General features: G+C 36.0%; 26 protein-coding genes, 1 pseudogene and 1 riboswitch. Of the genes and pseudogenes, 15 read left to right on the plus strand and 12 right to left on the minus strand.

Annotation, left to right across the window (positions count from 1 at the left end):
* Both BZK14_RS03525 and BZK14_RS03530 read right to left on the minus strand, forming a co-directional pair.
* A pseudogene (locus BZK14_RS03525) lies at positions 1-216 on the minus strand (methylglyoxal synthase); the annotation flags it as partial.
* A gap of 14 nt (positions 217-230) precedes the next feature.
* Positions 231-560 (minus strand): outer membrane protein assembly factor BamE, encoded by a 330-nt coding sequence (locus BZK14_RS03530; protein WP_077925210.1) that lies wholly within the window; start codon positions 558-560, stop codon positions 231-233.
* A 131-nt stretch (positions 561-691) separates the two neighbouring features.
* On the opposite strand from BZK14_RS03530, the gene BZK14_RS03535 reads away from it, so the two are divergent.
* Together BZK14_RS03535 and BZK14_RS03540 are read left to right on the plus strand one after the other, a co-directional pair.
* Positions 692-1,555 (plus strand): ribonuclease D, encoded by an 864-nt coding sequence (locus tag BZK14_RS03535; protein WP_077925211.1) that lies wholly within the window; start codon positions 692-694, stop codon positions 1,553-1,555.
* Between the two features lie 15 nt (positions 1,556-1,570).
* Positions 1,571-1,780, plus strand: a complete 210-nt coding sequence (locus BZK14_RS03540; protein ID WP_077925212.1) for a YqaE/Pmp3 family membrane protein — start codon at positions 1,571-1,573, stop codon at positions 1,778-1,780.
* Between the two features lie 48 nt (positions 1,781-1,828).
* Here the strand turns inward: BZK14_RS03540 and BZK14_RS03545 are convergent, their stop codons facing one another.
* Positions 1,829-2,560 carry a hypothetical protein gene (locus BZK14_RS03545; RefSeq protein ID WP_245831144.1) on the minus strand — a complete coding sequence of 244 codons (732 nt, stop codon included), beginning with the start codon at positions 2,558-2,560 and terminating at the stop codon, positions 1,829-1,831.
* Positions 2,561-2,623: 63 nt separating this feature from the next.
* Between BZK14_RS03545 and BZK14_RS03550 the strand changes: the two genes are divergently transcribed.
* From BZK14_RS03550 to BZK14_RS03560, 3 genes are all read left to right on the plus strand, one after another.
* Positions 2,624-3,133 carry a hypothetical protein gene (locus tag BZK14_RS03550; RefSeq protein ID WP_077925213.1) on the plus strand — a complete coding sequence of 170 codons (510 nt, stop codon included), beginning with the start codon at positions 2,624-2,626 and terminating at the stop codon, positions 3,131-3,133.
* 96 nt (positions 3,134-3,229) lie between these two features.
* The gene (locus BZK14_RS03555; protein WP_281249064.1) at positions 3,230-3,421 is read left to right on the plus strand and encodes a YgaP family membrane protein; all 192 of its coding nucleotides are present in this window, start codon (positions 3,230-3,232) and stop codon (positions 3,419-3,421) included.
* Between the two features lie 96 nt (positions 3,422-3,517).
* A complete protein-coding gene (locus BZK14_RS03560; protein ID WP_077925214.1) occupies positions 3,518-4,159 on the plus strand; it encodes a TetR/AcrR family transcriptional regulator in 642 nt (213 codons plus the stop codon).
* Positions 4,160-4,209: 50 nt separating this feature from the next.
* On the opposite strand, the gene BZK14_RS03565 is transcribed toward BZK14_RS03560, so the two are convergent.
* From BZK14_RS03565 to prfB, 4 genes are all read right to left on the minus strand, one after another.
* On the minus strand, positions 4,210-7,320 hold the full coding sequence (locus BZK14_RS03565; protein ID WP_077925215.1) for an efflux RND transporter permease subunit: 3,111 nt from the start codon (positions 7,318-7,320) through the stop codon (positions 4,210-4,212).
* A 40-nt stretch (positions 7,321-7,360) separates the two neighbouring features.
* On the minus strand, positions 7,361-8,503 hold the full coding sequence (locus BZK14_RS03570) for an efflux RND transporter periplasmic adaptor subunit (RefSeq protein WP_245831145.1): 1,143 nt from the start codon (positions 8,501-8,503) through the stop codon (positions 7,361-7,363).
* A 141-nt stretch (positions 8,504-8,644) separates the two neighbouring features.
* Entirely contained in the window at positions 8,645-9,136 is a 492-nt protein-coding gene (locus BZK14_RS03575; RefSeq protein WP_077925217.1) for an AAA family ATPase, read from the minus strand.
* 65 nt (positions 9,137-9,201) lie between these two features.
* Positions 9,202-10,297 (minus strand): peptide chain release factor 2 gene (gene prfB / locus BZK14_RS03580; RefSeq protein ID WP_143691309.1). Its coding sequence is split into 2 segments (ribosomal slippage): positions 9,202-10,224 and positions 10,226-10,297, totalling 1,095 coding nucleotides; the frame shifts between segments, so codons are not numbered across the junction.
* A 228-nt stretch (positions 10,298-10,525) separates the two neighbouring features.
* Between prfB and adhP the strand changes: the two genes are divergently transcribed.
* Entirely contained in the window at positions 10,526-11,548 is a 1,023-nt protein-coding gene (gene adhP / locus BZK14_RS03585) for an alcohol dehydrogenase AdhP (RefSeq protein ID WP_077925219.1), read from the plus strand.
* 75 nt (positions 11,549-11,623) lie between these two features.
* Here the strand turns inward: adhP and BZK14_RS03590 are convergent, their stop codons facing one another.
* The 4 genes from BZK14_RS03590 to trxA form a co-directional block, all read right to left on the minus strand.
* The gene (locus BZK14_RS03590) at positions 11,624-14,407 is read right to left on the minus strand and encodes an NACHT domain-containing protein (protein ID WP_077925220.1); all 2,784 of its coding nucleotides are present in this window, start codon (positions 14,405-14,407) and stop codon (positions 11,624-11,626) included.
* Between the two features lie 176 nt (positions 14,408-14,583).
* Positions 14,584-15,090 carry a thiol peroxidase gene (tpx, locus tag BZK14_RS03595; protein WP_077925221.1) on the minus strand — a complete coding sequence of 169 codons (507 nt, stop codon included), beginning with the start codon at positions 15,088-15,090 and terminating at the stop codon, positions 14,584-14,586.
* Between the two features lie 118 nt (positions 15,091-15,208).
* Entirely contained in the window at positions 15,209-15,457 is a 249-nt protein-coding gene (locus BZK14_RS03600) for a DUF2798 domain-containing protein (RefSeq protein WP_077925222.1), read from the minus strand.
* Between the two features lie 96 nt (positions 15,458-15,553).
* Positions 15,554-15,877, minus strand: a complete 324-nt coding sequence (trxA, locus tag BZK14_RS03605; RefSeq protein ID WP_077925223.1) for a thioredoxin — start codon at positions 15,875-15,877, stop codon at positions 15,554-15,556.
* 169 nt (positions 15,878-16,046) lie between these two features.
* On the opposite strand from trxA, the gene BZK14_RS03610 reads away from it, so the two are divergent.
* From BZK14_RS03610 to BZK14_RS03650, 9 genes are all read left to right on the plus strand, one after another.
* Entirely contained in the window at positions 16,047-17,540 is a 1,494-nt protein-coding gene (locus BZK14_RS03610; protein ID WP_077925224.1) for a DEAD/DEAH box helicase, read from the plus strand.
* Positions 17,527-17,805 (plus strand): hypothetical protein, encoded by a 279-nt coding sequence (locus tag BZK14_RS03615; RefSeq protein ID WP_245831146.1) that lies wholly within the window; start codon positions 17,527-17,529, stop codon positions 17,803-17,805. Before BZK14_RS03610 ends, BZK14_RS03615 begins: the two co-directional genes overlap by 14 nt.
* A complete protein-coding gene (locus tag BZK14_RS03620; protein ID WP_077925225.1) occupies positions 17,802-18,989 on the plus strand; it encodes a class I SAM-dependent methyltransferase in 1,188 nt (395 codons plus the stop codon). The genes BZK14_RS03615 and BZK14_RS03620 overlap by 4 nt, the downstream gene beginning before the upstream one ends.
* A 15-nt stretch (positions 18,990-19,004) precedes the next feature.
* Positions 19,005-19,505: a YcxB family protein gene (locus BZK14_RS03625; RefSeq protein WP_077925226.1), complete on the plus strand. Its 501-nt coding sequence runs from the start codon at positions 19,005-19,007 to the stop codon at positions 19,503-19,505.
* Complete coding sequence (locus BZK14_RS03630; protein WP_077925227.1) at positions 19,498-20,262, plus strand: TOBE domain-containing protein; 765 nt, start codon at positions 19,498-19,500, stop codon at positions 20,260-20,262. The genes BZK14_RS03625 and BZK14_RS03630 overlap by 8 nt, the downstream gene beginning before the upstream one ends.
* Positions 20,263-20,266: 4 nt before the next feature.
* Positions 20,267-20,884, plus strand: a complete 618-nt coding sequence (locus BZK14_RS03635) for a GDSL-type esterase/lipase family protein (protein WP_077925228.1) — start codon at positions 20,267-20,269, stop codon at positions 20,882-20,884.
* A gap of 51 nt (positions 20,885-20,935) precedes the next feature.
* Positions 20,936-21,238 (plus strand): ArsR/SmtB family transcription factor, encoded by a 303-nt coding sequence (locus tag BZK14_RS03640; protein WP_077925229.1) that lies wholly within the window; start codon positions 20,936-20,938, stop codon positions 21,236-21,238.
* A gap of 43 nt (positions 21,239-21,281) precedes the next feature.
* Positions 21,282-21,326: riboswitch (PreQ1 riboswitch) on the plus strand.
* Positions 21,327-21,329: 3 nt separating this feature from the next.
* Positions 21,330-21,998, plus strand: a complete 669-nt coding sequence (gene queC / locus BZK14_RS03645; RefSeq protein ID WP_077925230.1) for a 7-cyano-7-deazaguanine synthase QueC — start codon at positions 21,330-21,332, stop codon at positions 21,996-21,998.
* Complete coding sequence (locus BZK14_RS03650) at positions 21,991-22,662, plus strand: 7-cyano-7-deazaguanine/7-aminomethyl-7-deazaguanine transporter (RefSeq protein ID WP_077925231.1); 672 nt, start codon at positions 21,991-21,993, stop codon at positions 22,660-22,662. The genes queC and BZK14_RS03650 overlap by 8 nt, the downstream gene beginning before the upstream one ends.
* A gap of 88 nt (positions 22,663-22,750) precedes the next feature.
* Here the strand turns inward: BZK14_RS03650 and BZK14_RS03655 are convergent.
* Positions 22,751-23,750: DUF6138 family protein (locus BZK14_RS03655; RefSeq protein ID WP_216350013.1), on the minus strand; the 1,000-nt coding region annotated here is incomplete at its 5' end.

Raw genomic sequence — 23,750 nt, forward strand, 5'->3', positions numbered from 1 at the left:
GCAGATTAATGAGCCTAACTGTTGATCACCACCCAATGGTCCACTTTTTAAACGTGTTAAATTTAAATCAGGATAAGATTCTAAAATTATTTTACCTGTAGTACCAGTTGCATAAAGAGGAAATTCTTTAAAAAAATCATAGTGTGGTTTGATCCATTCTACTAATTCAATCTTTTTTTGGTCATGTGCAACTAAACCAATACCTTTATGAAGCATAGTGTTTCCTCTTATTATTGGATTCTTTCAACAGATTGAACTTTCTTATTCTTATCAAATGTGACTTTAACATTTTGATGTGCAATTTGTTCACCTGTTGATAATGTGCTCATGAAAGTATAGTGCCAAACATCAGGATGATAAGCATCACGAACGAGTGGTGTTCCCAAAATACGTTGAACATCCACTTGCGCCATGCCGGGTTGGATTTGCTCTAAACGCGTATCCTCAACTTGGTTGCCTTGTAAGATTACAGTTTTATGTAAACCTGGCATATTTGAACATGCTGACACAATGCCAACCATGAATAATAGACTGCTGATCTGCATTACTCTCTTTTTCATCATCATTTCCATGCAAAGTAAGTCGGTAAATAGTGCTAATTCTATACTAGAACGCACCTTTATAAAAATAATCTTTGATATTGTGGAATTTACTCTATAATTTTGGCATGTTTTTAAAATAACTGGACAGCATGGCTAGAAAATATCTTTTCATCGATAGCGATGAAGCATTAAAAAACTGGGTGGCCAGTCAACATGATTTAACAGCAATAGCAGTAGATACAGAATTTATGCGATTTCGTACCTATTTTTCAAAATTATGTTTAGTACAATTAGCGACAGATAAAGAAGCGATTTGTATTGATCCATTGGCCATTAGTGATTTTGAACCATTGTTATCCATTTTTACACATCCAAAAATTATTAAGATTTTCCATTCAGCGAGTCAAGATTTAGAAACGCTTTATACGACCTTTAGCCTGATTCCTAAACCAATCTTTGATACGCAAATTGCAGAAACTGTTTTGGGTGCAGATCACCTAATGAGTTATCAAGATACTGTGGAAATGCGTTTAAATGTTTTATTAGAAAAGACAGAAACGCGTACAGACTGGGAAAAACGACCTTTATCACAGAATCAAATTGATTATGCGTACGATGATGTCACCTATCTGTATGATCTTTATTTATTGATGAAAGATAAGATCGAAACCAAAGAAGAGCAACGTATTTTTGGGGATAAAACAGAAGCATTATATTTAGTGGAAAAATATGCTCCTAATCCTGAAATGGCTTGGATGAAAGTTAAAGCACGCAAAACTTTACGCGGAAAGCGTCTGCAATTATTGAAAGTTTTAGCTAAGAGAAGGGAGGAGGTTGCCATTGAACATAATATGCCAAAGCGCTGGGTTGTGGATGATGCTGCTTTAATCAGTATCTCTAAAGATTTCAATCAACCCAACCATGAAAAAGCGTTATCATCATACTTTGAGAAACAACGAATGGCACCATATTTTCAGCCAGTGATTGATGAGTTTTTATCGAGTTATAGTTAAATAGAAGGAAGAGTAATGCGCTTATTGTTGGCATTTTTATTGCCTTGGTTACAGTTTTTCACGATCGGTCGCCCAATTGCGGGAATTGTCTGTTTAATTCTGCAATTAACCATTATTGGTTGGTTGCCTGCGGTGATTTGGTCGGTTTATGCGTTGTCGCAATATTCAACAGATCAAAAAATTAAAAAGGCTCAAATGTCAGGGCGATCATTTAGGGATTATTAATTAAGATTAGAATCAAAACCACTGTAGATTCAGTGGTTTTTTATTGTGTTAAATTCTCATTAATTTATATTGCGGGAAATGATGTTTAGGATTAATCACAACAAACTCATAGTTTTCAAAATCTGTTAACACTTTTTTGAATTCTACTATGGCTTTATCTAAATCCCAATCTTTCGGGAAGTAAAAACCATCAAAAGCGACATCATTTAAATCTGCTTTAAATTGATGAATGAATTCTGTGAATCCGCTGTAAAACAGTGCAATATCACCTTGCCAAAGAATATGAAACTTTTCATCAGATTGTTGGTTAAATGAGATTTTATGATTGGCACAAGCATCGTGCCCTGCAAGATAAATGCTAAAAGCAGATTCTTCATCTTCTAAAGATGGTTCTGCATCAATGTGAAATATTGTGCCATTGAGTGCTGAAAAATCAAAAGGATTATTAGCATCACCCACTAGAAAACCTTGCTCATCTGACCAATAAGTGGATGAAAGAATACATTTATGATAATTATTCCAAAGATCTTTTGCTTGCCAGTAAGCTAGACTTGTATATTCATCATCCTCCTCTTCTTCATCCTCAATATCATCAGGTTCATTGGCATAGTAATCTTTACTAATTAAATGCAAGTCAAACCATAATTTGCCCTGATCATCTAATCGACCTGACCAAACAAATTCACGTAGATTATGTGGCTCAGGATATGCGCTATCAATAAAAGTAATGGTTTGAGTCATGATTTGCTCGAAAGTAATGGGTTGAGAAGAGTTTGCCATTGTAACGATCCTCAATATTGATTACCATCATCGTTTTAGGGCAAGATCGCAATCGGAGTAACCATGTTAAAAATCTTAGGGCTTTTGGCCATTATGGCGGTAATATCTGCGATTGTTTATAAACTCTTTTTTTCATTCAGAAAAAAGCATATTGGCTCTGGTAATATTTTTTATGTGTGTGCAAACGGCGCTTTTAATGAAGATTTAGACACTGAAAAAGTGCATCAAGAAAATTTGCATATTCTCACAGCAGGATCAACTGAAACGGTGAATATTATGGATGGGATGATCACACAGAATATATTGAGTCGAGATAATCATGCTCAGCATCGTATATTGATCAATGGTATGCCTGTGGGGTATTTGAAAACAGAAACTGCGATGGCTTTAAAGCAAGAGAAAGAAGAATTGGGCATTCACAGCGGTTTAATTTACTGCAAAGTAAAAATTACTAAAACGCAAAATAATAAAATGCAGGCAACACTAGATTTACCACCCATTAGTCGCTTAGCTAAAGTGTTATCTAACCGTTCGTTTGAACACAGTGCAGAAAAATTTTCTAAATTAAAATAACGATATTTCTTGTCATTATCTTAAATAATTTGTGTTATGATAAATTTAAGTTACTAATGGTAATTTAAAAATATAATATTAATTTAGGAGAAAATAATGATGAAAAAAAATATTGGCACAACAGATATGGTAATTCGTTTTATTGTTGGTTTATTTTTATTGAGCTTAATTTTTTGGGGACCAAAAACTTTATGGGGATTAGTTGGTTTAGTACCAATCTTGGCTGGTGCCATCCGTTTTTGTCCATTTTATACATTGTTTGGGATTAATACTTGCAAGAAAGATTAATAGAATAACAGGCAATGAAGAGAGTGCATCTAGGTATTCAATCTAAGTTGAGCATGATAGTATGATACATCAATCTTTTAATCAATATTACAAACTATGGCTGAAAAAACTTCTCTTACACATCGAGGGCATCAAAGACGAATGGGGATGATTCGTTCGGCAGAAGCATTGTTCCTAAAATTTGGTTTTGAGGCAACGACTTTGGATATGATTATTGAGCAATCAGGTGGATCGCGTTCAACGTTATATAGTCAATTTGGCGGTAAAGAAGGTATATTTTCAGCAGTGATAGAATCAATGATTGAAGAGATTTTTGATGATGTTGTCAATAGCCAGCCCAAAGTGCGTACAGTGGAAGGTACACTTAAATATGTTGGCACTAAATTTATTACCAATATTATTAGCCCTAAAGCGATTGCTTTATTTCGTTTAATTGTTTCTGAAACTCCTAAGTTTCCTGAGTTGGGCGACGCATTTTTTACACGAGGTCCACAACGTAGTTTTAATCTTTTAGCAGAAGAGCTGGCTCAATTAAATCTCAACTTAAGTGAGAAGGAGATTAATCAGATTGCTGGACAATTTTTAGAAATGTTGAAAGGTGAATTATTCATTAAGGCATTGAGTTACTCTGATTTTCAACCTGAACCAAAACAAATTGAGTCACAAATTGAAATGTGCGTCACTATGATGAGCCTTTATATTCATCAACAACAGTGCATTGATCACAAAAAGCCTTAATGAGGGTATCATTAAGGCTTTGAGATGATATAGTAGAGCCAATCACTTAGCTATAATTTTCGTTTAAATTCAAATAATTTCACGACAACCACGTAGAATAACGGCACAAAAAATACAGCTAAAATTGTTGCCGAAATCATGCCGCCAATCACTCCAGTCGCTAATGAATGTTGGCTACCTGCGCCTGCACCAGTTGAAATTGCCATAGGTGTAACACCTAATGTAAAGGCTAAGGATGTCATAATGATAGGACGAAGTCTTAAACGTGATGCTTCTGTTGCTGCTTGTAACAGAGGTTTGCCTTCTTTTTCATATAACTCTCGTGCGAATTCTACAATCAAGATTGCATTTTTGGCTGTGAGTCCAACTGTAGTCATTAGCCCAATTTGGAAATAAACATCAGAAGTTAATCCACGCAGTAATGTTGCAGCAACAGCACCTAAAATACCCAATGGAACAACCATTATGACTGAAATTGGTACGGTCCAGCTTTCATATAAAGCTGCTAAGCATAAAAATACCATGAGTACAGTGATGGAATAGAGTAGGATGGATTGATCACCCGTTTTAATCTCTTCATAAGATAATCCAGTGTAACTATGTTCAATGCCATTCGGTAGCTGTTGCATGATGCGCGCAATTTCAATCATAGCATCGCCTGTGCTGTAGCCTGGTGCAGGTTCTCCCAAAATCTCAATGGATAATAGCCCATTATAACGCTCTAATTTAGGTGAACCAATGATCCATTCTCCTTTCGCGAAACTATTAAAAGGAATCATTTCACCTAGCTGATTACGTACATGCCATTTTTCAAAATCTTCAGGTGCTGAGCGTGAATTTTGGTTGCCTTGTAAATACACTCTTTTGACACGTCCTTGATCAATAAAGTTATTCACATAGATTGATCCCCATGCTGTTGTCATCGTGTCATTGATTTCAGATAAATCTAATTGTAATGCACGTGCTCGCTCTTTATCAATTGTAACGCGGTATTGAGGTTCATCTTCTTTGCCATTAGGACGGAAATTAGCCAAAATTGGGCTTTGTGCTGCTAATTGTAGGAATTGATTGCGTGCATCCATCAATGCTTCATGCCCTAAACCGACAGTATCTTGTAAAAAGAAGTTAACGCCCATCGCATTACCCATTTCCATAATGGCAGGTGGTGGAAAGATTAATACCATACCATCTCGAATGGTTGAAAAATATTTTTGAGCACGTTCTGCAATTGCAAAGGCAGATTGATCCGCATTAGGTCTTTCTGACCAATCTTTAAGATTAATAAAAGCAAGGGCAGAGTTTTGGCCACGGCCCGCAAAATTGAAGCCATTGACAGAAAAGATTGTATGCAGATTATCAGCTTCTTCGGTTAATAGATAATTACGAACATCATCTAGAATGGCTTCTGTGCGCTCTGCAGTTGCATTTGCAGGTAAACGAACTTCAAGAATTAAAACATTTTGGTCTTCATTGGGTAAAAACGCCTTAGGTATTTGTGTAAATAATAAGCCTGTTGCAATAGATATAAATACAAATACAATTAATGATCTTGCAGGACGACGAACAATCCCAGCCGCACCACTTTCAAAACGATAACTACCACGATCAAACATTCGGTTAAACCAACCAAAAAATCCTTTGCGTTCTAATGCATTGTGGGTGACAGGTTTTAAAATAGTTGCACATAACGCTGGTGTGAAGATCAGTGCTGTAATCACCGACAATGACATAGTTGTCACAATGGTAACTGAGAATTGTCGATAAATTGTGCCTGCAGAACCACCAAAAAATGCCATAGGTACAAACACTGCGGATAGAACTAATCCTATACCGACAAGTGCACCTTGAATTTGTGTCATAGATTTTTGTGTAGCTTCTTTAGGTGATAAATGTTCTTCATGCATCAATCTTTCCACATTTTCAACGACAACAATAGCATCATCCACTAATAGCCCAATGGCTAGAACCATTGCATACATGGTCAATACATTCACATTCATACCAAAAAGTGGCAATATGGCAAATGTACCAAGCATAACAACAGGTACTGCTAATGTAGGAATCAACGTAGCCCTGAAATTTTGTAAGAATAGATACATCACTAAAAAGACAAGAATAATTGCTTCTACAATAGTGGAAACAACGGATTGAATAGAAGCTTTAACTGATGGAGATGTATCATAAGGAAAAATATATTCAACATTGGGCGGGAAAAATGGCTCTTGTTGTTTAACGATTTTTTCCACTTCTTTGACAACATCTAAAAGATTACCTTTAGGTGTTAAGCGAATACCTAAACCAGCTGCTTCTACACCATTATGGCGACTAGAAATTGAATAGTTATCTGCACCAATTTTAACTTCGGCAACATCTTTTAAACGAATTTGTGAACCATCTAAATTAACTTTTAATAAAATTTCATTGAACTCTTCAGCAGTGCGCATTCTTGAGGTACTGACAATGGTTGCATTGAGTTGTGTGTTGGCTTTGGCTGGTAATCCACCTAATTGCCCAGATGAAACTTGAACATTTTCTGCACGAATAGCATTAGCAACATCATTAGGTGTTAAATGATAACTATGTAATTTTGCAGGATCTAGCCAAATTCTCATGGCATTTTTAGCACCAAATAACATCAATTCACCAATACCATCAATGCGAGAAATTGGATCTTGAAGATGTGTTGAAATATAGTTACCAAGATCATGGTTATTCATATTGCCAGAGGTATCTCGGAGGGCCAAAACTTGAATAAAGTTAATTTGAAATTTAACGACCTGTACACCTTGTCTTTGAACTTCTTCGGGAAGATTTGGCATGGCCAGTTGTAGCTTGTTTTGTACTTGTACTTGGGCAATGTCAGTATCTGTACCTTGTTCAAAGGTGATAGTGATTTCAAAGCTACCATCCACATTACTTGCAGATGACATATAGCGATAGCCATCTAAAGCACTCATTTGTTGTTCGATGACTTGTACAACTGTATCTTGGACTGTTTCTGCGGATGCACCGGGTGACATTCCACTGATCATAATTGCAGGTGGCGCAATATTTGGATATTGGCTAATGGGAAGGTTGATAACAGAAAATGTACCTGCCAACATTGTTACTATTGCTAACACCCAAGCAAATATAGGCCGCCCAATAAAAAACTGAGACATAATTTAAATTCCTTGTATTGACTAACTATTGAGCAAAATATTATTTTGATTCTGGATTAGAGATAAAAGGCGTAACATTTTTAGCAGGCATAGGTTGGACTTTTAAGCCATGGCGAACAAAATGTAGACCTTCAGTGATGATTTGGTCACCATCAGATAATCCTTTGCCAATTAACCAACGATCACCAATGGTTCGGATGGTTTCCACTTCTCGCATTTCAACTTGGTTATCATCAGTCACAACATAAGCAATGGCTTCACCACGGCTATCACGAGTAATACCTTGTTGAGGTGCTAAAATTGCTGCTGGCTGACTAGCTTCACCTATTCGAGCATGGACAAACATACCAGGTAAAAGTAGATGATCAGGATTAGGGAACTCAGCGCGTAATGTAATTGCTCCAGTGGAAGGATTAACTTGTACTTCTGAGAAATTAAGTGTACCTGTTAATGGATAACGACGACCATTTTCTAAATACAAACTCACTTGTGTGCTATTGCTAGTTTGTTCAACCAATCCTGATTGGATATCATCTCGTAATTTAAATTGTGCATTGACGGGTTGTGTTACATCTACATAGATAGGATCTAATTGTGTAATTGTAGCCAAAGGCTCCGGTTGGCCATTCATGACCAATGCACCTTCTGAAACCATAGAGCGACTTACTTTTCCACTGATCGGGGAAAGTAATTGTGTATATTGAAGATTGATTTTGGCTACTTCGACATCAGCTTCAGCTTGTTTAAGTTGGGTGTATGCTTCATCATATTGCTGTTCACTGATGGCTCGATTCTTCATAAGCTCTCGATAGCGGCTTTCTAATTGTTGTGCGACAGCTAGTTCAGCTTCTGCTTTGATGAGTTGTGCTTGATAGGGACGGGCATCAATTTGATATAGTTGCTCAGCTTTTTCTACATAAGCTCCTTCTTTAAATAGACGCTCTTCAACAATACCATTAACTTGAGGGCGAACTTCTGCGATACGGTAAGCAATTGTTCTGCCTGGCAAATCTGTTGTTAGCTCTAGTTTCTCTGCGGTCAGTTGATAAACACCTACTTGTGGTGGTGTTTGTATTGTTTCGGTCGCAGCATCTTCAGCTTCACTCATGCAGGCTGATAAAATCAGTATGCTGATTGAGATGATGCTTGGGTATATTATCTGTTGGATTTGTTTCTGTTTCACTGTTTTAAACCTCATTGTGTCGTTTAACCTATGCTGGAAAAAATAATACTGTACGATACAGTACAATTTGAGTTAGATCAATAAATGACGTTTAAAAAGATTGTTTTACGTTATTTTTAGGCCGGAATGACTAATCGTTCTTTATGCTGATCGAATGGCTTGGATACAAGTATCAAAATCTTTGACGATGACCATCTTGTGCGAGAGTTCTGGGTGATGCTGAAAGAATATATCTAATCTACGATCAAATGTTTTAGAAAACTTAAGGAGCTTCACTGTGTCTTTCCATGTTTCTATTGGTTTTTTATGTGTGATTTTAGCATCTAAAAAACGTATGATTAAACGAAAAGCACATAGCCAATAGGGAATTTTGATGCGCAAAATAGTTGTAGATTCCTGAAAGAAAGGGAGTAATCGTTGATCATAAGCGCCTTCCATAATCCACTGGTCTAGTTGGATAATTTCTTGAATACGATGATTGATATTATCTTGTGAGTTTTTGATGTATTGTTCACTTGATAAATCCCAATAGATATCATCAAATTCATGATTAGTGATATTGAGTCTACAAGATAATTGTTGGGAAATGGTTGTTTTACCCACGCCGGATGGGCCAATGATACAAATTTTCATAAGATAAACAGATTAAGTAAAAAGAAAAAGCTCTTGGAGTACAAGAGCTTAGTTTTAGTGGTATTTTACAGGCCTGATTTCAAGCTTGCTTCAATGAAGCCATCGAGATCACCATCCAAGACGGCTTGGGTGTTACCCATTTCGTAGCCAGTACGAAGATCTTTGATGCGTGATTGATCCAATACATAAGAGCGGATTTGGCTACCCCAACCCACATCAGACTTAGAATCTTCCAAAGCATCCGAAGCTTCTCGGCGCTTTTGCATTTCAAATTCATACAACTTAGAACGCAATTGGTTCATTGCGACTTCTTTGTTACGGTGCTGAGAGCGATCATTTTGGCATTGTACAACGATATTCGTTGGTAAATGTGTAATACGTACTGCAGATTCAGTTTTGTTAACGTGCTGACCACCTGCACCTGATGCGCGATAAACGTCAATGCGTAAATCTGCTGGATTGATTTCAATATCCACATTGTCATCAATTTCAGGGGAGATAAATACAGCACAGAATGATGTGTGACGTTTATTATTTGAGTCGAAAGGTGATTTACGCACTAAACGGTGAATTCCTGTTTCCGTTCTTAACCAACCATAAGCATGATCACCTTCAAATTTGATTGTGGCAGATTTTAAGCCCGCAACATCGCCAGGTGATTCTTCTAAAATTTCAGTTTTAAAGCCTTTATCTTCGCCCCAACGTAAATACATACGCATCACCATAGAGGCCCAATCTTGTGCTTCGGTACCGCCAGCACCTGCTTGAATATCCATAAATGCACTTGCGCTATCTAATTCGCCAGAGAACATACGGCGGAACTCTAATGCTTCAACGTCTTTTTCATAGTTAGCAATATCAGTCAACACTGCTTCAAGAGAATCTTCATCATTCTCCATTTCACAGAGTTCTAATAAATCTTTGGCATCGTTTAAATGAGCAGTTAGATCACGAATACCATAAACAATATTTTCTAGGGAAGAGCGCTCTTTGCCGAGCTTTTGAGCATATTCTGGATCATTCCAAATTTCAGGGCTTTCAAGCTCCATAAGAACTTCAGTTAATCGTTCTGACTTTGTATCAAAGTCAAAGATACCCCCTAAGATCGTGCAATCTTGTTAAGAGGTCATCAATTTTTTCGTAATGTAAATTGAGCTCCATTGTGTTTCCTTTCGACTGATGAAAATTTTAAGTCGGATATTATAGCGCTAAAATATGGTGATCATCTAATAAAAGGTTTTTTATTCATGATTCTTGAAAATAGCTTAAGCTAAATTATTGATTTATTTTTTCAATTAGTAGTATGATAGAAATTCAACTGTAAATGATAATCATTATCAGTATTGGATATGTTTTATTTGGATTGATGTCAACAATAAAGGAGCCTTTATGAAAGCAGCAGTTGTAAATCAAAATAGTGACGGTAAAGTTGAAATTAAAGAGCTAGAAGTTCGCGAATTAAAAGCTGGTGAAGCATTGGTAGATGTAGAATGCTGTGGTGTTTGTCATACTGACTTGCACGTTGCAAAGGGTGATTTTGGTAAAGTCCCAGGAAGAGTGCTTGGGCATGAAGGTATTGGTAGGGTTTCTAAAGTTGCAGATGATGTGACAAGCTTAAAAGTAGGTGATCGCGTGAGCGTTGCTTGGTTCTTTGAAGGTTGTGGCGTTTGTGAATATTGTATTACAGGCAAAGAAACCTATTGTCGTAGCGTGAAAAATGCAGGTTATTCCGTGGATGGTGCAATGGCAGAGCAATGTATAGTCACTGCGGATTATGCTGTAAAAGTGCCGGATGGCTTAGATTCATTCCAAGCAAGTAGCGTAACTTGCGCGGGTGTAACAACTTATAAAGCAGTAAAAGTTGCAGATGTGAAAGCAGGGCAATGGATTGCGATTTATGGTGTGGGCGGTTTGGGTAACTTAGCCGTGCAATATGCTAAGAAAGTATTCAATGCTAAAGTGATTGCTGTTGATATCAACGATGATAAATTGCAGTTAGCAAAAGAAGTCGGTGCTGATTTGATTTATAACTCATCAAAAATTGATGATGTTGCTAAACAGATTCAAGAAGATGTTGGTGGTGCACATGCGGCTGTTGTGACGGCTGTATCAAAAGTTGCATTCAATCAGGCTGTGGATTCACTTCGTGCTACAGGTAAAGTAGTTGCTGTTGGTTTGCCACCAGAAACTATGGATTTAGCAATTGTTAAAACAGTGTTAGATGGCATTGAAGTGATTGGTAGTTTAGTTGGCACGCGCCAAGATTTAGCAGAAGCATTCCAATTTGCAGCAGAAGGCTTAGTTGTGCCAGTTGTGCAAAAGCGTAAGTTGGCTGATGTGAATGCAATCTTTGAAGAAATGGAAGCAGGAAAAATCCAAGGTCGAATGGTTGTGGATATGAAAGCAAAGTAGCCATTTTCTAGATGCAGATTTGAGCATACTCCTCCTGTAATTTAAGGAAGAGTATGTGATTGTTTAATTAATAATTCATAGATCGTTAATAATATATGATAGCTTTTCACTTTTTAAGTTTTGTGTAAGAAAATCTTTTACTTCTTTTGCATGATTGGCATTCACTTTGTATCCCTTAGAGGTATCATGTTTCGCTGATTCTTTTATCAAAACATCATAATTAACTAATTTATTGATTAAATCTATAAGATTATATTTGCTCTTTAAACTAGCGCATTGTTGTTTATATACACCTTCTGATTTCCACGCGAATATGCCATTTTTAAAACCAACTTTAAAAATTTTCTTTAGGTCAGAGATAATATGTTCTTTATATTTGTTGTCATGTTGATCAGAAATGTCAATTAATGACCGTAATTCATTCAATATACATTCACTATCAAAATTACTTTTGGTTATTTGTTGCTTACTAAATGGCTTAATATCAAAATTATTGAAAATGCTACTAAAAAAAATCGTTTCATTACTGGGGATGTTACTTTTAGATAAGGAGCTATAATTATCAAAGTACCCATTTTTTACTTTAAATAATGAAAAATCTAAAGGAAAAAAATCTCCAAATATAGATAAATTATTAATAAGTTCTCCGTGTTTTATATTATATAACTGTATTAGTTGCTCTGTTGTTTCTAATTTGGAATTTTGTTCTTTAATAACAAGATATAACAGGGCTGAGATAATCTTGCGATTATCCAATTCTTTTCTTTTGTGAGAAATATTATTACTAATTTCTTGAATAATATTTTTTGCATATTGGCTATTTTTATTAATATATTTCTTAATATCTTCGGCTAAGATTCCGCCTCTATAACAGCTACGTGCTAATTCGAGCATAATTCTTTCATCATTTTCTGTATCATGATGAGTTATTAAGTATGATAAATATCTTGATTTAATCCAAAATTCTAAAGAATCATATTTAATACATAGTTTTTTATCTTTATTGCTCAATAAATTAGATGTATGATAATTCTTAGCAATATCTTTGTTGCATTCAATTCCAGTGCCAGCTAGAGTTAAGGCAACTAATTCAAACAACTGATCTTCATTAACTCTGCCATCATATTGAAAAATAATATCTTTTAGAATTTCAAAATATTGTTCACAAGTTTCGATTCCAAGAGATTGTTTTTCAATTTCTCTTTCCATTAATTGGTAGATAATTTTATCAAGAGCATTTTCTAACATGAAATATTTGTGTGTGTCATGAGAATATGATTTTTCGCAATCTTCTTCGACTAAATCACACACTAATCTTAGAATTAAAGGAGTGATTTGAGAGTTCTCTTGTAGCTCAGCAATGTACTCCTTAGCACTATTTTTGAACTTATTAATATTTTCGCTAGCTTTAAATCTTTTTTCTAAATACTTATCGATTAGATCATCATCGAAACCATCAATATTAAAAATATATACATCTGGATTTGTTAAAGACTTATTTGTAATCGGGCGAGAAGTAATAATAACAGAGCAATTTTTGTATGTATCATTCAAAGTTCTAACAGAATCTATAAATTCTTCTAAGATAAATTGCTCTTTTAATTTGGATAAGATCTCATCTAAACCGTCAATAATTACTAAAATATTTCCTGAGCTTATATTTAAATTTAGACTATGTTGATCGATACTATTATCATCATCAGAAACTAGACTATATAAAGCTTCTATGGAGTTAATTGAGTGGTTTTCATTTAAAATATTGTCAGGGACATCAAATGAAGAAATTAAAATAACCTTCTTTTTTAATCCTTTTTTTTGTTTCTCATTGATTAATTGTACAGTTTGATCGCAAAATGTAGTTTTTCCAGCGCCACCATCACCAAAGATTATATAAATTGGTTTTTTTTGATCTAACTTATTATTAATTAGTTCATTTACAAAATCTAGTCCAAGTATATCGGCATTATTAGAGTGTAATTTTTGATCAATAAAATAAGGCTCTTCAGGAACATCTATGATTTCTTTAGCCGCTTGGGATAAGCATTTTTCCCATATGTAATCCTCAATAAAATCGTATGATGCTTTAATATTAGGAGTTTTTTTTAAAAATTCTGCAGAGATTTTTTCTATATTTTCTTTTCTATTTTTAACCTCTACGCCAGTTGTTTCACTAATTTCTATAGGAAATAGAAAAGTTAGGCTTGTTAAGCTATTTAGATTTTGTAATTGGAAAATTTGTTCAAAAACCTTTTTAAAACTAATATTTCTACCAAGGAATAATAGGCCTATATTTCGACCATCAGCTTCTTCAAGTGCATAAAATTCGAATCCTTTACTTCTTTCGTTCACTAAAATTTTTCTATTAGGGTAGACGACGGAGAGAATTTTTTCACACCTCCAGTTTTCATCAGCTATAACTGATTTATATAGTATTCTGTATATTTCATCAGGAATTTCTTCATCAATATAAACTTTATCTTTAGAGTTAAAAATTAATTTCAATAAATTACTAATAGCTTGAGAAACACTATCTCTATCACTTGGTGTCATTATTTCAGCATTATCATGCGAGTCAATATTTCCTAATTGTTGGATAATATTTAGGTTTATTTTAATTCTTTTTAGATGTGTATCTATAATGTTTAAATTTTTAGTTGTTAAAGAGTCAATTAATGTATTAAATTTGGTAGTCGTTATTGCTATTTGTCTAGTGTTTTCGTTATCAGAATTTAATAGTAATATTTTACAAAAAACTTCTCCTGCTTTTCTTGCATCGTTGAAGTCATGATTATCATAAAATTTGTTAATATATTGATTGAGTCTTTCTATTGCATTTGTGATTGTTAATTCTGTATTCACTTTTTCAATCCTTTTATCATTATTTTATCCAGCTATATCCATAACGTAGTGATCTGTTCTGAAAAATGTATATTCTTATTTAGATATACTAACCAAGAGATGGATATTTGATAATGGTCTTAGTATGTTAAAAAAGGCAGATAATCTGCCTTTTTTAACGCCTGTTTTCTAGAAAATTACAAAGATTTTGCAACGTCCAATGCTTTGTCATAATCAGGTTCGTTTGTTACTTCCTGAACATATTCAACATGGCGGATGATGTTGTTTTTATCTAACACAACGATGCCACGAGATAACAATGCTAAGCCTTCGATCTCAAAGCCATATTCAACACCAAAATCATGCGTTTGGTAGTCAGACAATAGATTCTGATGAGTAATGCAGTTTTCATCTGCAAAGCGTTTTTGTGCAAATGGTAAATCCACAGAGATTGTTAATACAGCAACATCTGCCAATGCTTTTGCTTCTTCTTCAAAACGCTTAGTTTGAATTGAGCAAACGCCAGTATCGATCGATGGCACAACAGAGATGATTTTAATTTTTCCGTCAAAATTATCCAAAGTGATAGGATTTAAGCCCATATCAACCACTCTGAAATTTGCGCCTTCTTGTCCAACAACTGCTTCTGTGCCCATTAATGTGATTGGGTTGCCTTTCATTGTAATGCTAGATCTTTGTGACATTGTCATCTCCTTGAGAATCGTTCAATAGCGGAAAGCTCTTAGGATTATAGATGAAAAATGAAGAGATAGAAATTTAGGGCATTTAACGCTCATTGCTATTGAAATATCATTAAAAATATTATTTAGCTAACCTGAGAGCAATATAATCCGCAATTTTTTTTGCAGGAAGGCTTAATGTTGGTATGACAAAAAGGGCAATAGGAAGGGCGATCATATAGGAGAGTGGAAAGGATTTTAATAGCCATGTTGAAAAGAAATGTCCATTTGCACCAATAGAGATGAATGTTACAGTGCCAGACATAATGAATGACATACAAAATGAAACGATGACTGAATAAATGACATAGTACAAAGAAAATTTAGGCATGATATATTCCTAAAAAATAAATATATTTTCATCAGCACAAAAAGGCAGAAAAATCTGCCTTTTGAATCTGTTGTTTTGGTGAAAACTGTATCTGGATTAGATGTTTTTGTTGATGAAAGCTTCTAATGCAGCTTTAGGAATTGCGCCAACTTGTTGGTCAACAACTTCACCATTTTTGAAAATCATCAATGCAGGGATTGAACGAATTTGTAATTGAGTTGCGATTGCTTGGTTGTTTTGAACATCCAATTTTACAACTTTCAATTTACCTGCAAACGTTTCAGCTGCTGCTTCAACGTGTGGGCCAATCATTTTACAAGGACCACACCAATCAGCCCAAAAATCAACTAAAACTGGTAGATCTGATTGCAAAACTTCCGCTTCAAATGTAGCATCTGTTGCATTAACGTAATTACTCATGATAAAACTCCTTAAAATAATTTATAATAGACAATTTTAGTCTGTTATCTAAGATTCTGGTTTATTAAAACGGAATTGGTTAGAAATAACAAGCATAGTTTGTATTTAAAGTTTAAACGCTTTTAGTAAAAATTGTTTATACACATCTCATTCAAAGGTTAAGACACACATGGCAAAACCAGAATTAAGTCACATAATGTTTAAGGATTTACCGCTCGATGAATCTTTGCAAGAAGCGTTAGAAGATAACAATTATGTGCAATGCACACCGATTCAAGCTTTATCATTACCTCTTTTATTGGCAGGTAGAGATGTTGTTGGCCAAGCACAAACGGGCACGGGGAAAAGTGCGGCGTTTTTATTGGCTACATTGAATCGTTTGATGACTGTTCCAGTTCAGCAAGGTAAACGCGGGCCTTTTGCCATCATCATGGCACCAACACGCGAATTAGCGATTCAAATTTATGAAGATGCAGAAATGTTAGGCCGTTATACAGGCTTAAAATTTAGCTGTATTTATGGCGGTACAGGCTACGAGAAACAACGCAGTGATTTAGCATCTGATGTGGATGTTGTGATTGGTACAGTGGGCCGCATTTTAGATTTCTATAAGCAAGGCGAATTGAATCTTAAAGAGATTGAAGTTGTAGTATTGGATGAAGCTGATCGTATGTTTGATTTAGGTTTTATATCAGACATTCGTTATTTGTTCAAAAAAATGCCAGGCGTCACAGAGCGTCAAAATCTATTTTTCTCAGCAACATTCTCTCAGCGTGTTTTAGAATTAGCGTATGAGCACATGGATATGCCTGAAAAAGTTCAGATCGAAGCGGACAATGTGACAGCTGATAAGATTAAGCAATATCTCATTCACGTAGGTTCACCAGATAAAATTTCATTGCTGTTTGGTGTGTTGAAAAAAGAACAGCCAGCTCGCACAATTATCTTTGTGAACACAAAACGTGTGGCTGAAGAAATCTCTAATTATTTAGCAGCGAATGAATATAAAGTGGGCGTTTTATCAGGTGATATTCCACAAAATAAACGTGAACGTTTATTGGGTGATTTTAAAGATGGTAAGATTTCTATTATGGTGGCAACGGACGTTGCAGCACGTGGCTTACATATTTCTGATGTTACGCATGTGATTAACTATGATCTGCCACAGGACGTAGAAGATTATGTTCACCGCATTGGCCGTACAGCGCGTGCGGGTGAAGATGGTACAGCGATTAGCTTTGCATGTGAAGAATATGTGTATTCATTGCCTGATATTGAAGAATATATTGAGATGAGAATCCCAACAATTCAGTTGGAAGATGATTTATTGGTAGAGCCTAAAAAGCCAAGTAGAAATCAATCATCGAATAAATCTCGTAATCAGAATCGTAATAAACCAAGAGCAGAGCAATCTTCATCAGTAGATCAAATAGAGAAAACAGAACAGGCTGAAAAAATTGAAAAAGAACCAGTATTCATTGTGGAAGATGTAGTGGAAACATCTGATACTAATAGTGAACTTGTTCAAGTGGCTGAAGAGAAGATTGAGCGTAAATTTGATAAACGCCGTCGTCCACGCAATATGCATACTCGTGGTCGCAGCAAATCATATCAACGAAATACAAAAGCACCGACAGAAAATGGAGGTAATGGTGAAGTTTAAGTTTTTAACATCAATATTGGCAGGTTTAATCATTGTAGGTTGTGCAAATGCACCTGTACCAGAAGATCAAAAATCAGCATATACAGGCAATGGTGAAGTTTCTTCTGTGATTCTTCGTGAAGATAATCAACAAGAAGTTGGTGTAAAAATTGAAGACCAAGGCTATATGGTTGTGATGTTAAAAGAGCCTAAAGATCTTTTTCCGGGACAAAAAGTTCATGTAAAAAGACATTCAGGTGGTTACGGTGAGGTAACAGTTCGATGAAGGTTGAGTTAGATCTTCCTGAGCTAACTGATGATGAGCGCGCACATAGTGCGCGTTTAGCGCATTTGTTGGTTGAGAAAATCAAAATCAATGGCTCAATTCCATTCAGCGAATATTTTGCAGAATGCTTATATCATCCTGAGCTTGGTTATTACACAGGCGCTTTACCAAAATTTGGTCGATCAGGCGATTTTGTGACGGCACCAATGATTTCTCAGTATTTTTCATTTTGCTTAGCGAATCAAATTGCAGAAATTTTAGCATTGTGTAAATCACCTTCTATTATGGAAGTGGGTGCAGGCACAGGTGTGATGGCAACAGATATTTTAACGCAGTTAAAAAAGATCAATGCATTACCTGAGCATTATTACATCATTGAAATCTCTCCTGTTTTACGAGAAAGACAGCGCGAAAGTATTGCTAAAGCACATCCTGATTTGATTGATCGCGTAATGTGGCTAAATGAGCCACCGAAAGAAGCTTGGCAAGGTTGCATCATTGGTAATGAAATTGTGGATGCATTGCCAGTGGAACGATTTACGATTCAAGATGGCAAAGCTTATTATGCCGATGTGGGTTATGATGAATCAACAGCACAGTTTATTACTGTAGCGCATCGTCAAGATGATCAGTTAATACAGTTTATGGCGCAACTAGCTAAAGAAAATATAATTTTGCCTGATGGCTATGTTAGTGAATTTTGCCCTATAGTAAAAACATGGTTGGCAGATTTAACAAAGACTTTAGCTAAAGGCGCAGTATTGATGGTGGATTATGGTTACAGTCGCCGACAATATTATATGCAAGAACGTGTAGAAGGCACGTTGATCGCTCACTTTAAACATCGCGTGCATAACAGCTGGGAATTATTCCAAGGCTTGCAGGATTTAACTGCGAATGTGGATTTCACTTTGTTGGCAGAGGCAGGCTTAGAAGCTGATTTGGATTTCTTAGGTTATACATCTCAAGCATATTTCTTGTATGGCAATGGATTGGAAGGAATGCTCACGGAAGCTAAAGCACAAATCAGTGATGAAATGGCATGGTATAAAATCGCTCAGGCAATTCAAATACTCGTTTTACCAGCTGAAATGGGGGAGCGCTTTAAGGTATTAGCTTTGGGCAGAAATATTGAAATAGAGCCGCAAGGATTTGCATTGTACGATATGAGTCAGCAATTGTAATGGAAGGAAAATAGGATGCAGATTAAAGTTGCCTACATTGCAACATTGGAAGAATACTATCATGCAGATGAAGCTTTTCGCCAAGCTTTGAATAAAAGCTCAGTGGATTTGTATGTGCAGATTGCGTTGTGGCTCATTGCAGTGGCATTTATGGCGATTGGTCAGTTCTTTTTGGGCGGAACCATCGCTGTGATTGCATTCATGTTGCAACAAGGTTATGCCAAGCGTTGGATTGTACGCCGTAACTTTTATAAAATGGTGAATGCAGGAGAGTTGGAAACACTGACTTTTTCTGAAGAAAAAATCATCTATGAATGTGGCATGGTTGCCGAAGTAATTACGTGGGATGATTACGCAGCTTATTTGGAAACTGATAAATTGTTCATGGTGTTTTATGATGCATCGGATCATTATATGATCATTCCTAAGCGTGCCTTAAAAGATGATGCAGAGATTGATCAATTACGCCAGCTCTGCATTCGTCAATTGGCAGATTATGAGGTGACAAATGTTTAACTTTGAAGGTGATCTCCGGTTAACAGCGGAAGGTGTTCATTTTGGTAATCCACAACAGATTAAATTATTGAAGGAAATTCAAAATACAGGCTCTATTACTCATGCAGCAAAAGCTGTGCCTATGAGCTATAAAGCTGCCTGGGATGCCATCAATAAAATGAATAATCTATCCAATGAACCTTTAGTTATTCGTGTGACAGGTGGTAAGGGTGGCGGTGGCACATGTTTAACAGAACGCGGTTTACAATTAGTTAAACATTTTGATTTAATACAAGAAGCTCACTCAGCATTTTTGAAAAGCATGAGCCAGTATTCACAGAGCTTTGAAGCGGACATTAATTTATTGCAACAGTTGCGTTTCCAAACAAGTGCACGGAATCAATTATCAGGTAAGGTTGTCAAAATTGAATCTTTTGGGATTCATGATGATGTCTATTTTGATATTGGTGCAGAGCATATTTTAAAAGCAACCATTACAGATGAAAGCACAAAGCTATTAGAGATTGAAGAAAATGGGCGTTTTATCTTGCTCATCAAAGCACCGAATGTGGATGTTGTACCGAGCGCAACAGAGAACTGCATTGTGGGTGAAGTGATTACCCATAAATCAGATCAAGATGGCTGCGAGGTAACATTAAAAGTGGGTAGCCAAACAGTTGTATCAACCAATATTCATGCGGATGTTAAAACATTGAATGAAGGCGATTCAGTGGGGATTAGGATTGCTCCTAAAAATATTATTTTAGTGAAGGTTTAGATCGATGAAATATCTTTGGGTATTGTTATTAAGCTTTGTTGTGATGGCTTGTGGTGATAAACCGCAGAAATATGATCGATTATCATCAGGTGCAACTGTATTGGCATTTGGAGATAGCGTGACATTTGGCTATGGCGTTGCACCCCAAGATTCGTATCCTACAGTTTTAGCTAATTTATCTCGTTGGAATGTGATCAATGCAGGGATTAATGGTGAACGCGCTGACCAAGCAAAATTACGTATTGATAACGCTCTGGCTGAACATAATCCAAAATTAGTGATCATCGAATTGGGTGGGAATGATTTCCTGCAAAGACGTAATGCTAATGCTGTCAAAGAAGATTTAAGAGCCATCATCCAAAGTGTGAAAGCTCATGGTTCAATTCCTGTATTGGTGGCTGTGCCTAGTTTGTCAGCAATGGCAGCTTTGACAGGTAAACCGAGCGATGCTGATTTATATAAAGAATTGGCGAAAGAAGAGAAGATTAATCTGATCTCTAATATATTTTCAGATATTTTAGGGCAAGAGAATCTAAAAAATGACCAAATTCATCCTAATCAAGCAGGTTATAAAATGTTGGCTGAAGGTATTTATCAAGCCTTGAATCAGATGGGATTATAATGATTGCGCTATTCTTTGACTATAGAAATAGTTAATATTATGATAATCGCTATGGATATCGTTGAAATTTTCAAAGCCCTTGCAAATGATAAACGTTTAGAGATTTTGCAGTGGCTGAAAGAACCTGAGAAACACTTTGATACTACCAATGAGAAATTGATGCTCAGAGGTGGTGTTTGTGTGGGTGATATCCAAACAAAGTCAGGTTTGTCCCAATCTACGATTTCCCAATATTTATCCATGATGCAAAAAGCAGAATTATTAGAATCTGTGCGTAATGGGAAGTGGACATATTATCGCCGCAATGAAGAAACACTAGCCAAACTTGCGAGTTTTATTGGCCAAAAACTATAATTGACTAAAAAGCTTGATGTTATTAGAAAGCGCGTTAGAATAGCGCCTCGTGGTTCGAAAACCTCCCACTTTAAAAAACTAAGGAATTAATATGCTTTCTTCAAAAAAGGCATTGGTGATCTTTTCCGGCGGACAAGATTCCACCACTTGCTTATTGCAAGCCATTCGTGATTATGGCGTGCAGAACGTTTCTGCGATTACTTTTCAGTATGGCCAGCGCCATGCAATTGAGTTGGATAAATCTAAACGCATTGCTGAAAAGTTAGGTGTTGCTCAAACTTTTATTGATACTTCTGTGATTAAAACTGTTACGCACAGCGCGTTAACGGATGATTCTGTCGCAATTAAACACAGTGACGGTGAACCTTATCCCAATAGCATAGTGGAAGGGCGCAATGCACTTTTTCTATTGTTGGCAGGTTGTCATGCTAAGGAAAATGGCATTACAGACATCATCATTGGCGTTTGTGAAACCGATTTCAGTGGCTATCCTGATTGTCGTGATGTGTTCATTAAATCCATGAATGTGACGCTTAATTTAGCGATGGATTATAAATTCAATATCATCACGCCATTAATGTATTTAACCAAGGCTGAAACATGGGCTTTGGCGGATCAAATGGGGCAATTAGAATTTATCCAAGAATATACGCACACTTGTTATGAAGGTGTGGAAGGCGGTTGTGGGCAGTGCCCAAGTTGCCAATTGCGTGAACAAGGATTAGCGACATATCTAGCAGAAAAGGAACGTCATGTATAGTTTTACACCAGAACAACGCCGCCGCGCTTTGTATCAATTATCGTTTTTTCATATTTTAATCATTGCATCGAGTAACTATTTGGTGCAGTTACCGTTTACGATTTTTGGCTTTCATACAACATGGGGTGCTTTTACGTTTCCATTCATCTTTTTAACCACAGATTTAACGATTCGTGTATTTGGGGCATCCCTTGCACGTAAGATTATTTTTGTGGTGATGATGCCAGCATTGTTGATCTCGTATGTTTTATCTGTGGTATTCTTCAAAGGTCAATGGATGGGGTGGGGAGAGCTTTCTCAATTTAATATGTTTGTAGCACGTATTGCATTGGCGAGTTTCTCTGCTTATTTAGTTGGGCAATTGATGGATATTACAGTATTCAGTTATTTACGCCGTCAACAAAAATGGTGGGTTGCACCGAGCGCTGCTGCAGTTGCAGGTAACTTGATTGATACAATTGTATTCTTTAGCGTTGCGTTCTATATGAGTGAAGATCCATTCATGGCAGCGAATTGGCAAGAGATCGCAATGGTGGATTATGGGTTTAAGATCATCATTTGTGCGTTATTCTTTTTGCCTTTATATGGTGTTTTGCTGAATTACATCTTAAAGAAAATGGCAACCAACCATCAAGATCGTAGTGATTTATTTATGGCTAGTTAAAATCACTATAAGAATAGTTCTATATCGCTCCCTGCGGGAGCGATGCTAAATACATGTGATGATTTTTTAAAGATTGATTCAAAGAAAGTTAGCTGAATTCTGTTTGATTGTAGGTTGTGTAAAGCACAGATTCCCACATATAAGCCAATAATTCATTGATCTCTTCATCCGTTTCGAGATCCATATCTTCCCAATCTTCATCCGTGAAATAGTATTCACGCATATTTTGTCGGCTATCTTCTAGTAATGCTTTAGCTTCATCAGTTGAAAACAGTTCTGCAAAAAGTGGAAAATGCTCGTGTTCTTGCATGGATAAAATGCACTGAATATAAACTTTGATGCTTGCCTTTGTTACGCCATATTTTTCCATAAATACAGGTGTAAAGAGTGTTTGAATGCATTGATGCTCATCATCAGAATTTTTGAAATAACGCAGCGCTATATCAAAATATTGTTCATCCAATAATGCCAAGGCAAATACAGCAAATGTGGATGGCATTGCACAAGGATCTTCCAATTCAGGATTGTTATAACCATGCCATTTATGTTGTGCTAATTGGATATATTCCACCATTAAAGGATGCAATGCAGGATATTTCACAGTTTCTGCAAATAATTGATGTGGCGCGCATATAGGTAGATCTTTAATCGGCAATATTGCAAATTTATAATCTGATTCAATCTCAAAAGTGAGCTGGTAGCTTTTAGGGAATTCTTTCGTAGCTAATAGCTGATTAATTGCTATTAATGCAGCTTTTAATGCTTCTTCATCTGTTTGATGGAAGATGATATGAATGGTGGCAAAGTATTCGTTATATTGAAATGTGATCTGTTCATTTTGAGCTGTGTGATTAACTTTCAAAGTTTCATAAAATGCAGGCGATAACTTTTGAATGATCTCATACAAATGGTTGGCTGTGACTTGATCATAGCTTGCACCGTATTTCATATGGCACAGTGCTAAATAAGCCAATGCTTTTAAGATATCTGTTTGAATGGAAGATAATTCGCCATCGAATATTGTTTGTGGTGCTTGGTCCAAAGATTTCAGCATAGAGAAGTGCTGCACTGCAAAACCTTCTAAGCAT

The sequence above is a fragment of the Wohlfahrtiimonas larvae genome (assembly GCF_002006755.1).
GTDB classification, from domain to species: Bacteria; Pseudomonadota; Gammaproteobacteria; order Cardiobacteriales; family Wohlfahrtiimonadaceae; genus Wohlfahrtiimonas; species Wohlfahrtiimonas larvae.

Excerpts from the sequence above, each read along its gene's own strand:
- BZK14_RS03530 (WP_077925210.1), bottom strand. The coding sequence starts at position 560 with ATGAAAAAGAGAGTAATGCAGATCAGCAGTCTATTATTCATGGTTGGC.
- BZK14_RS03535 (WP_077925211.1), top strand. The coding sequence starts at position 692 with ATGGCTAGAAAATATCTTTTCATCGATAGCGATGAAGCATTAAAAAAC.
- BZK14_RS03540 (WP_077925212.1), top strand. The coding sequence starts at position 1,571 with ATGCGCTTATTGTTGGCATTTTTATTGCCTTGGTTACAGTTTTTCACG.
- BZK14_RS03545 (WP_245831144.1), bottom strand. The coding sequence starts at position 2,560 with ATGGCAAACTCTTCTCAACCCATTACTTTCGAGCAAATCATGACTCAA.
- BZK14_RS03550 (WP_077925213.1), top strand. The coding sequence starts at position 2,624 with ATGTTAAAAATCTTAGGGCTTTTGGCCATTATGGCGGTAATATCTGCG.
- BZK14_RS03555 (WP_281249064.1), top strand. The coding sequence starts at position 3,230 with ATGATGAAAAAAAATATTGGCACAACAGATATGGTAATTCGTTTTATT.
- BZK14_RS03560 (WP_077925214.1), top strand. The coding sequence starts at position 3,518 with ATGGCTGAAAAAACTTCTCTTACACATCGAGGGCATCAAAGACGAATG.
- BZK14_RS03565 (WP_077925215.1), bottom strand. The coding sequence starts at position 7,320 with ATGTCTCAGTTTTTTATTGGGCGGCCTATATTTGCTTGGGTGTTAGCA.
- BZK14_RS03575 (WP_077925217.1), bottom strand. The coding sequence starts at position 9,136 with ATGAAAATTTGTATCATTGGCCCATCCGGCGTGGGTAAAACAACCATT.
- adhP (WP_077925219.1), top strand. The coding sequence starts at position 10,526 with ATGAAAGCAGCAGTTGTAAATCAAAATAGTGACGGTAAAGTTGAAATT.
- tpx (WP_077925221.1), bottom strand. The coding sequence starts at position 15,090 with ATGTCACAAAGATCTAGCATTACAATGAAAGGCAACCCAATCACATTA.
- BZK14_RS03600 (WP_077925222.1), bottom strand. The coding sequence starts at position 15,457 with ATGCCTAAATTTTCTTTGTACTATGTCATTTATTCAGTCATCGTTTCA.
- trxA (WP_077925223.1), bottom strand. The coding sequence starts at position 15,877 with ATGAGTAATTACGTTAATGCAACAGATGCTACATTTGAAGCGGAAGTT.
- BZK14_RS03610 (WP_077925224.1), top strand. The coding sequence starts at position 16,047 with ATGGCAAAACCAGAATTAAGTCACATAATGTTTAAGGATTTACCGCTC.
- BZK14_RS03615 (WP_245831146.1), top strand. The coding sequence starts at position 17,527 with ATGGTGAAGTTTAAGTTTTTAACATCAATATTGGCAGGTTTAATCATT.
- BZK14_RS03620 (WP_077925225.1), top strand. The coding sequence starts at position 17,802 with ATGAAGGTTGAGTTAGATCTTCCTGAGCTAACTGATGATGAGCGCGCA.
- BZK14_RS03625 (WP_077925226.1), top strand. The coding sequence starts at position 19,005 with ATGCAGATTAAAGTTGCCTACATTGCAACATTGGAAGAATACTATCAT.
- BZK14_RS03630 (WP_077925227.1), top strand. The coding sequence starts at position 19,498 with ATGTTTAACTTTGAAGGTGATCTCCGGTTAACAGCGGAAGGTGTTCAT.
- BZK14_RS03635 (WP_077925228.1), top strand. The coding sequence starts at position 20,267 with ATGAAATATCTTTGGGTATTGTTATTAAGCTTTGTTGTGATGGCTTGT.
- BZK14_RS03640 (WP_077925229.1), top strand. The coding sequence starts at position 20,936 with ATGGATATCGTTGAAATTTTCAAAGCCCTTGCAAATGATAAACGTTTA.
- queC (WP_077925230.1), top strand. The coding sequence starts at position 21,330 with ATGCTTTCTTCAAAAAAGGCATTGGTGATCTTTTCCGGCGGACAAGAT.
- BZK14_RS03650 (WP_077925231.1), top strand. The coding sequence starts at position 21,991 with ATGTATAGTTTTACACCAGAACAACGCCGCCGCGCTTTGTATCAATTA.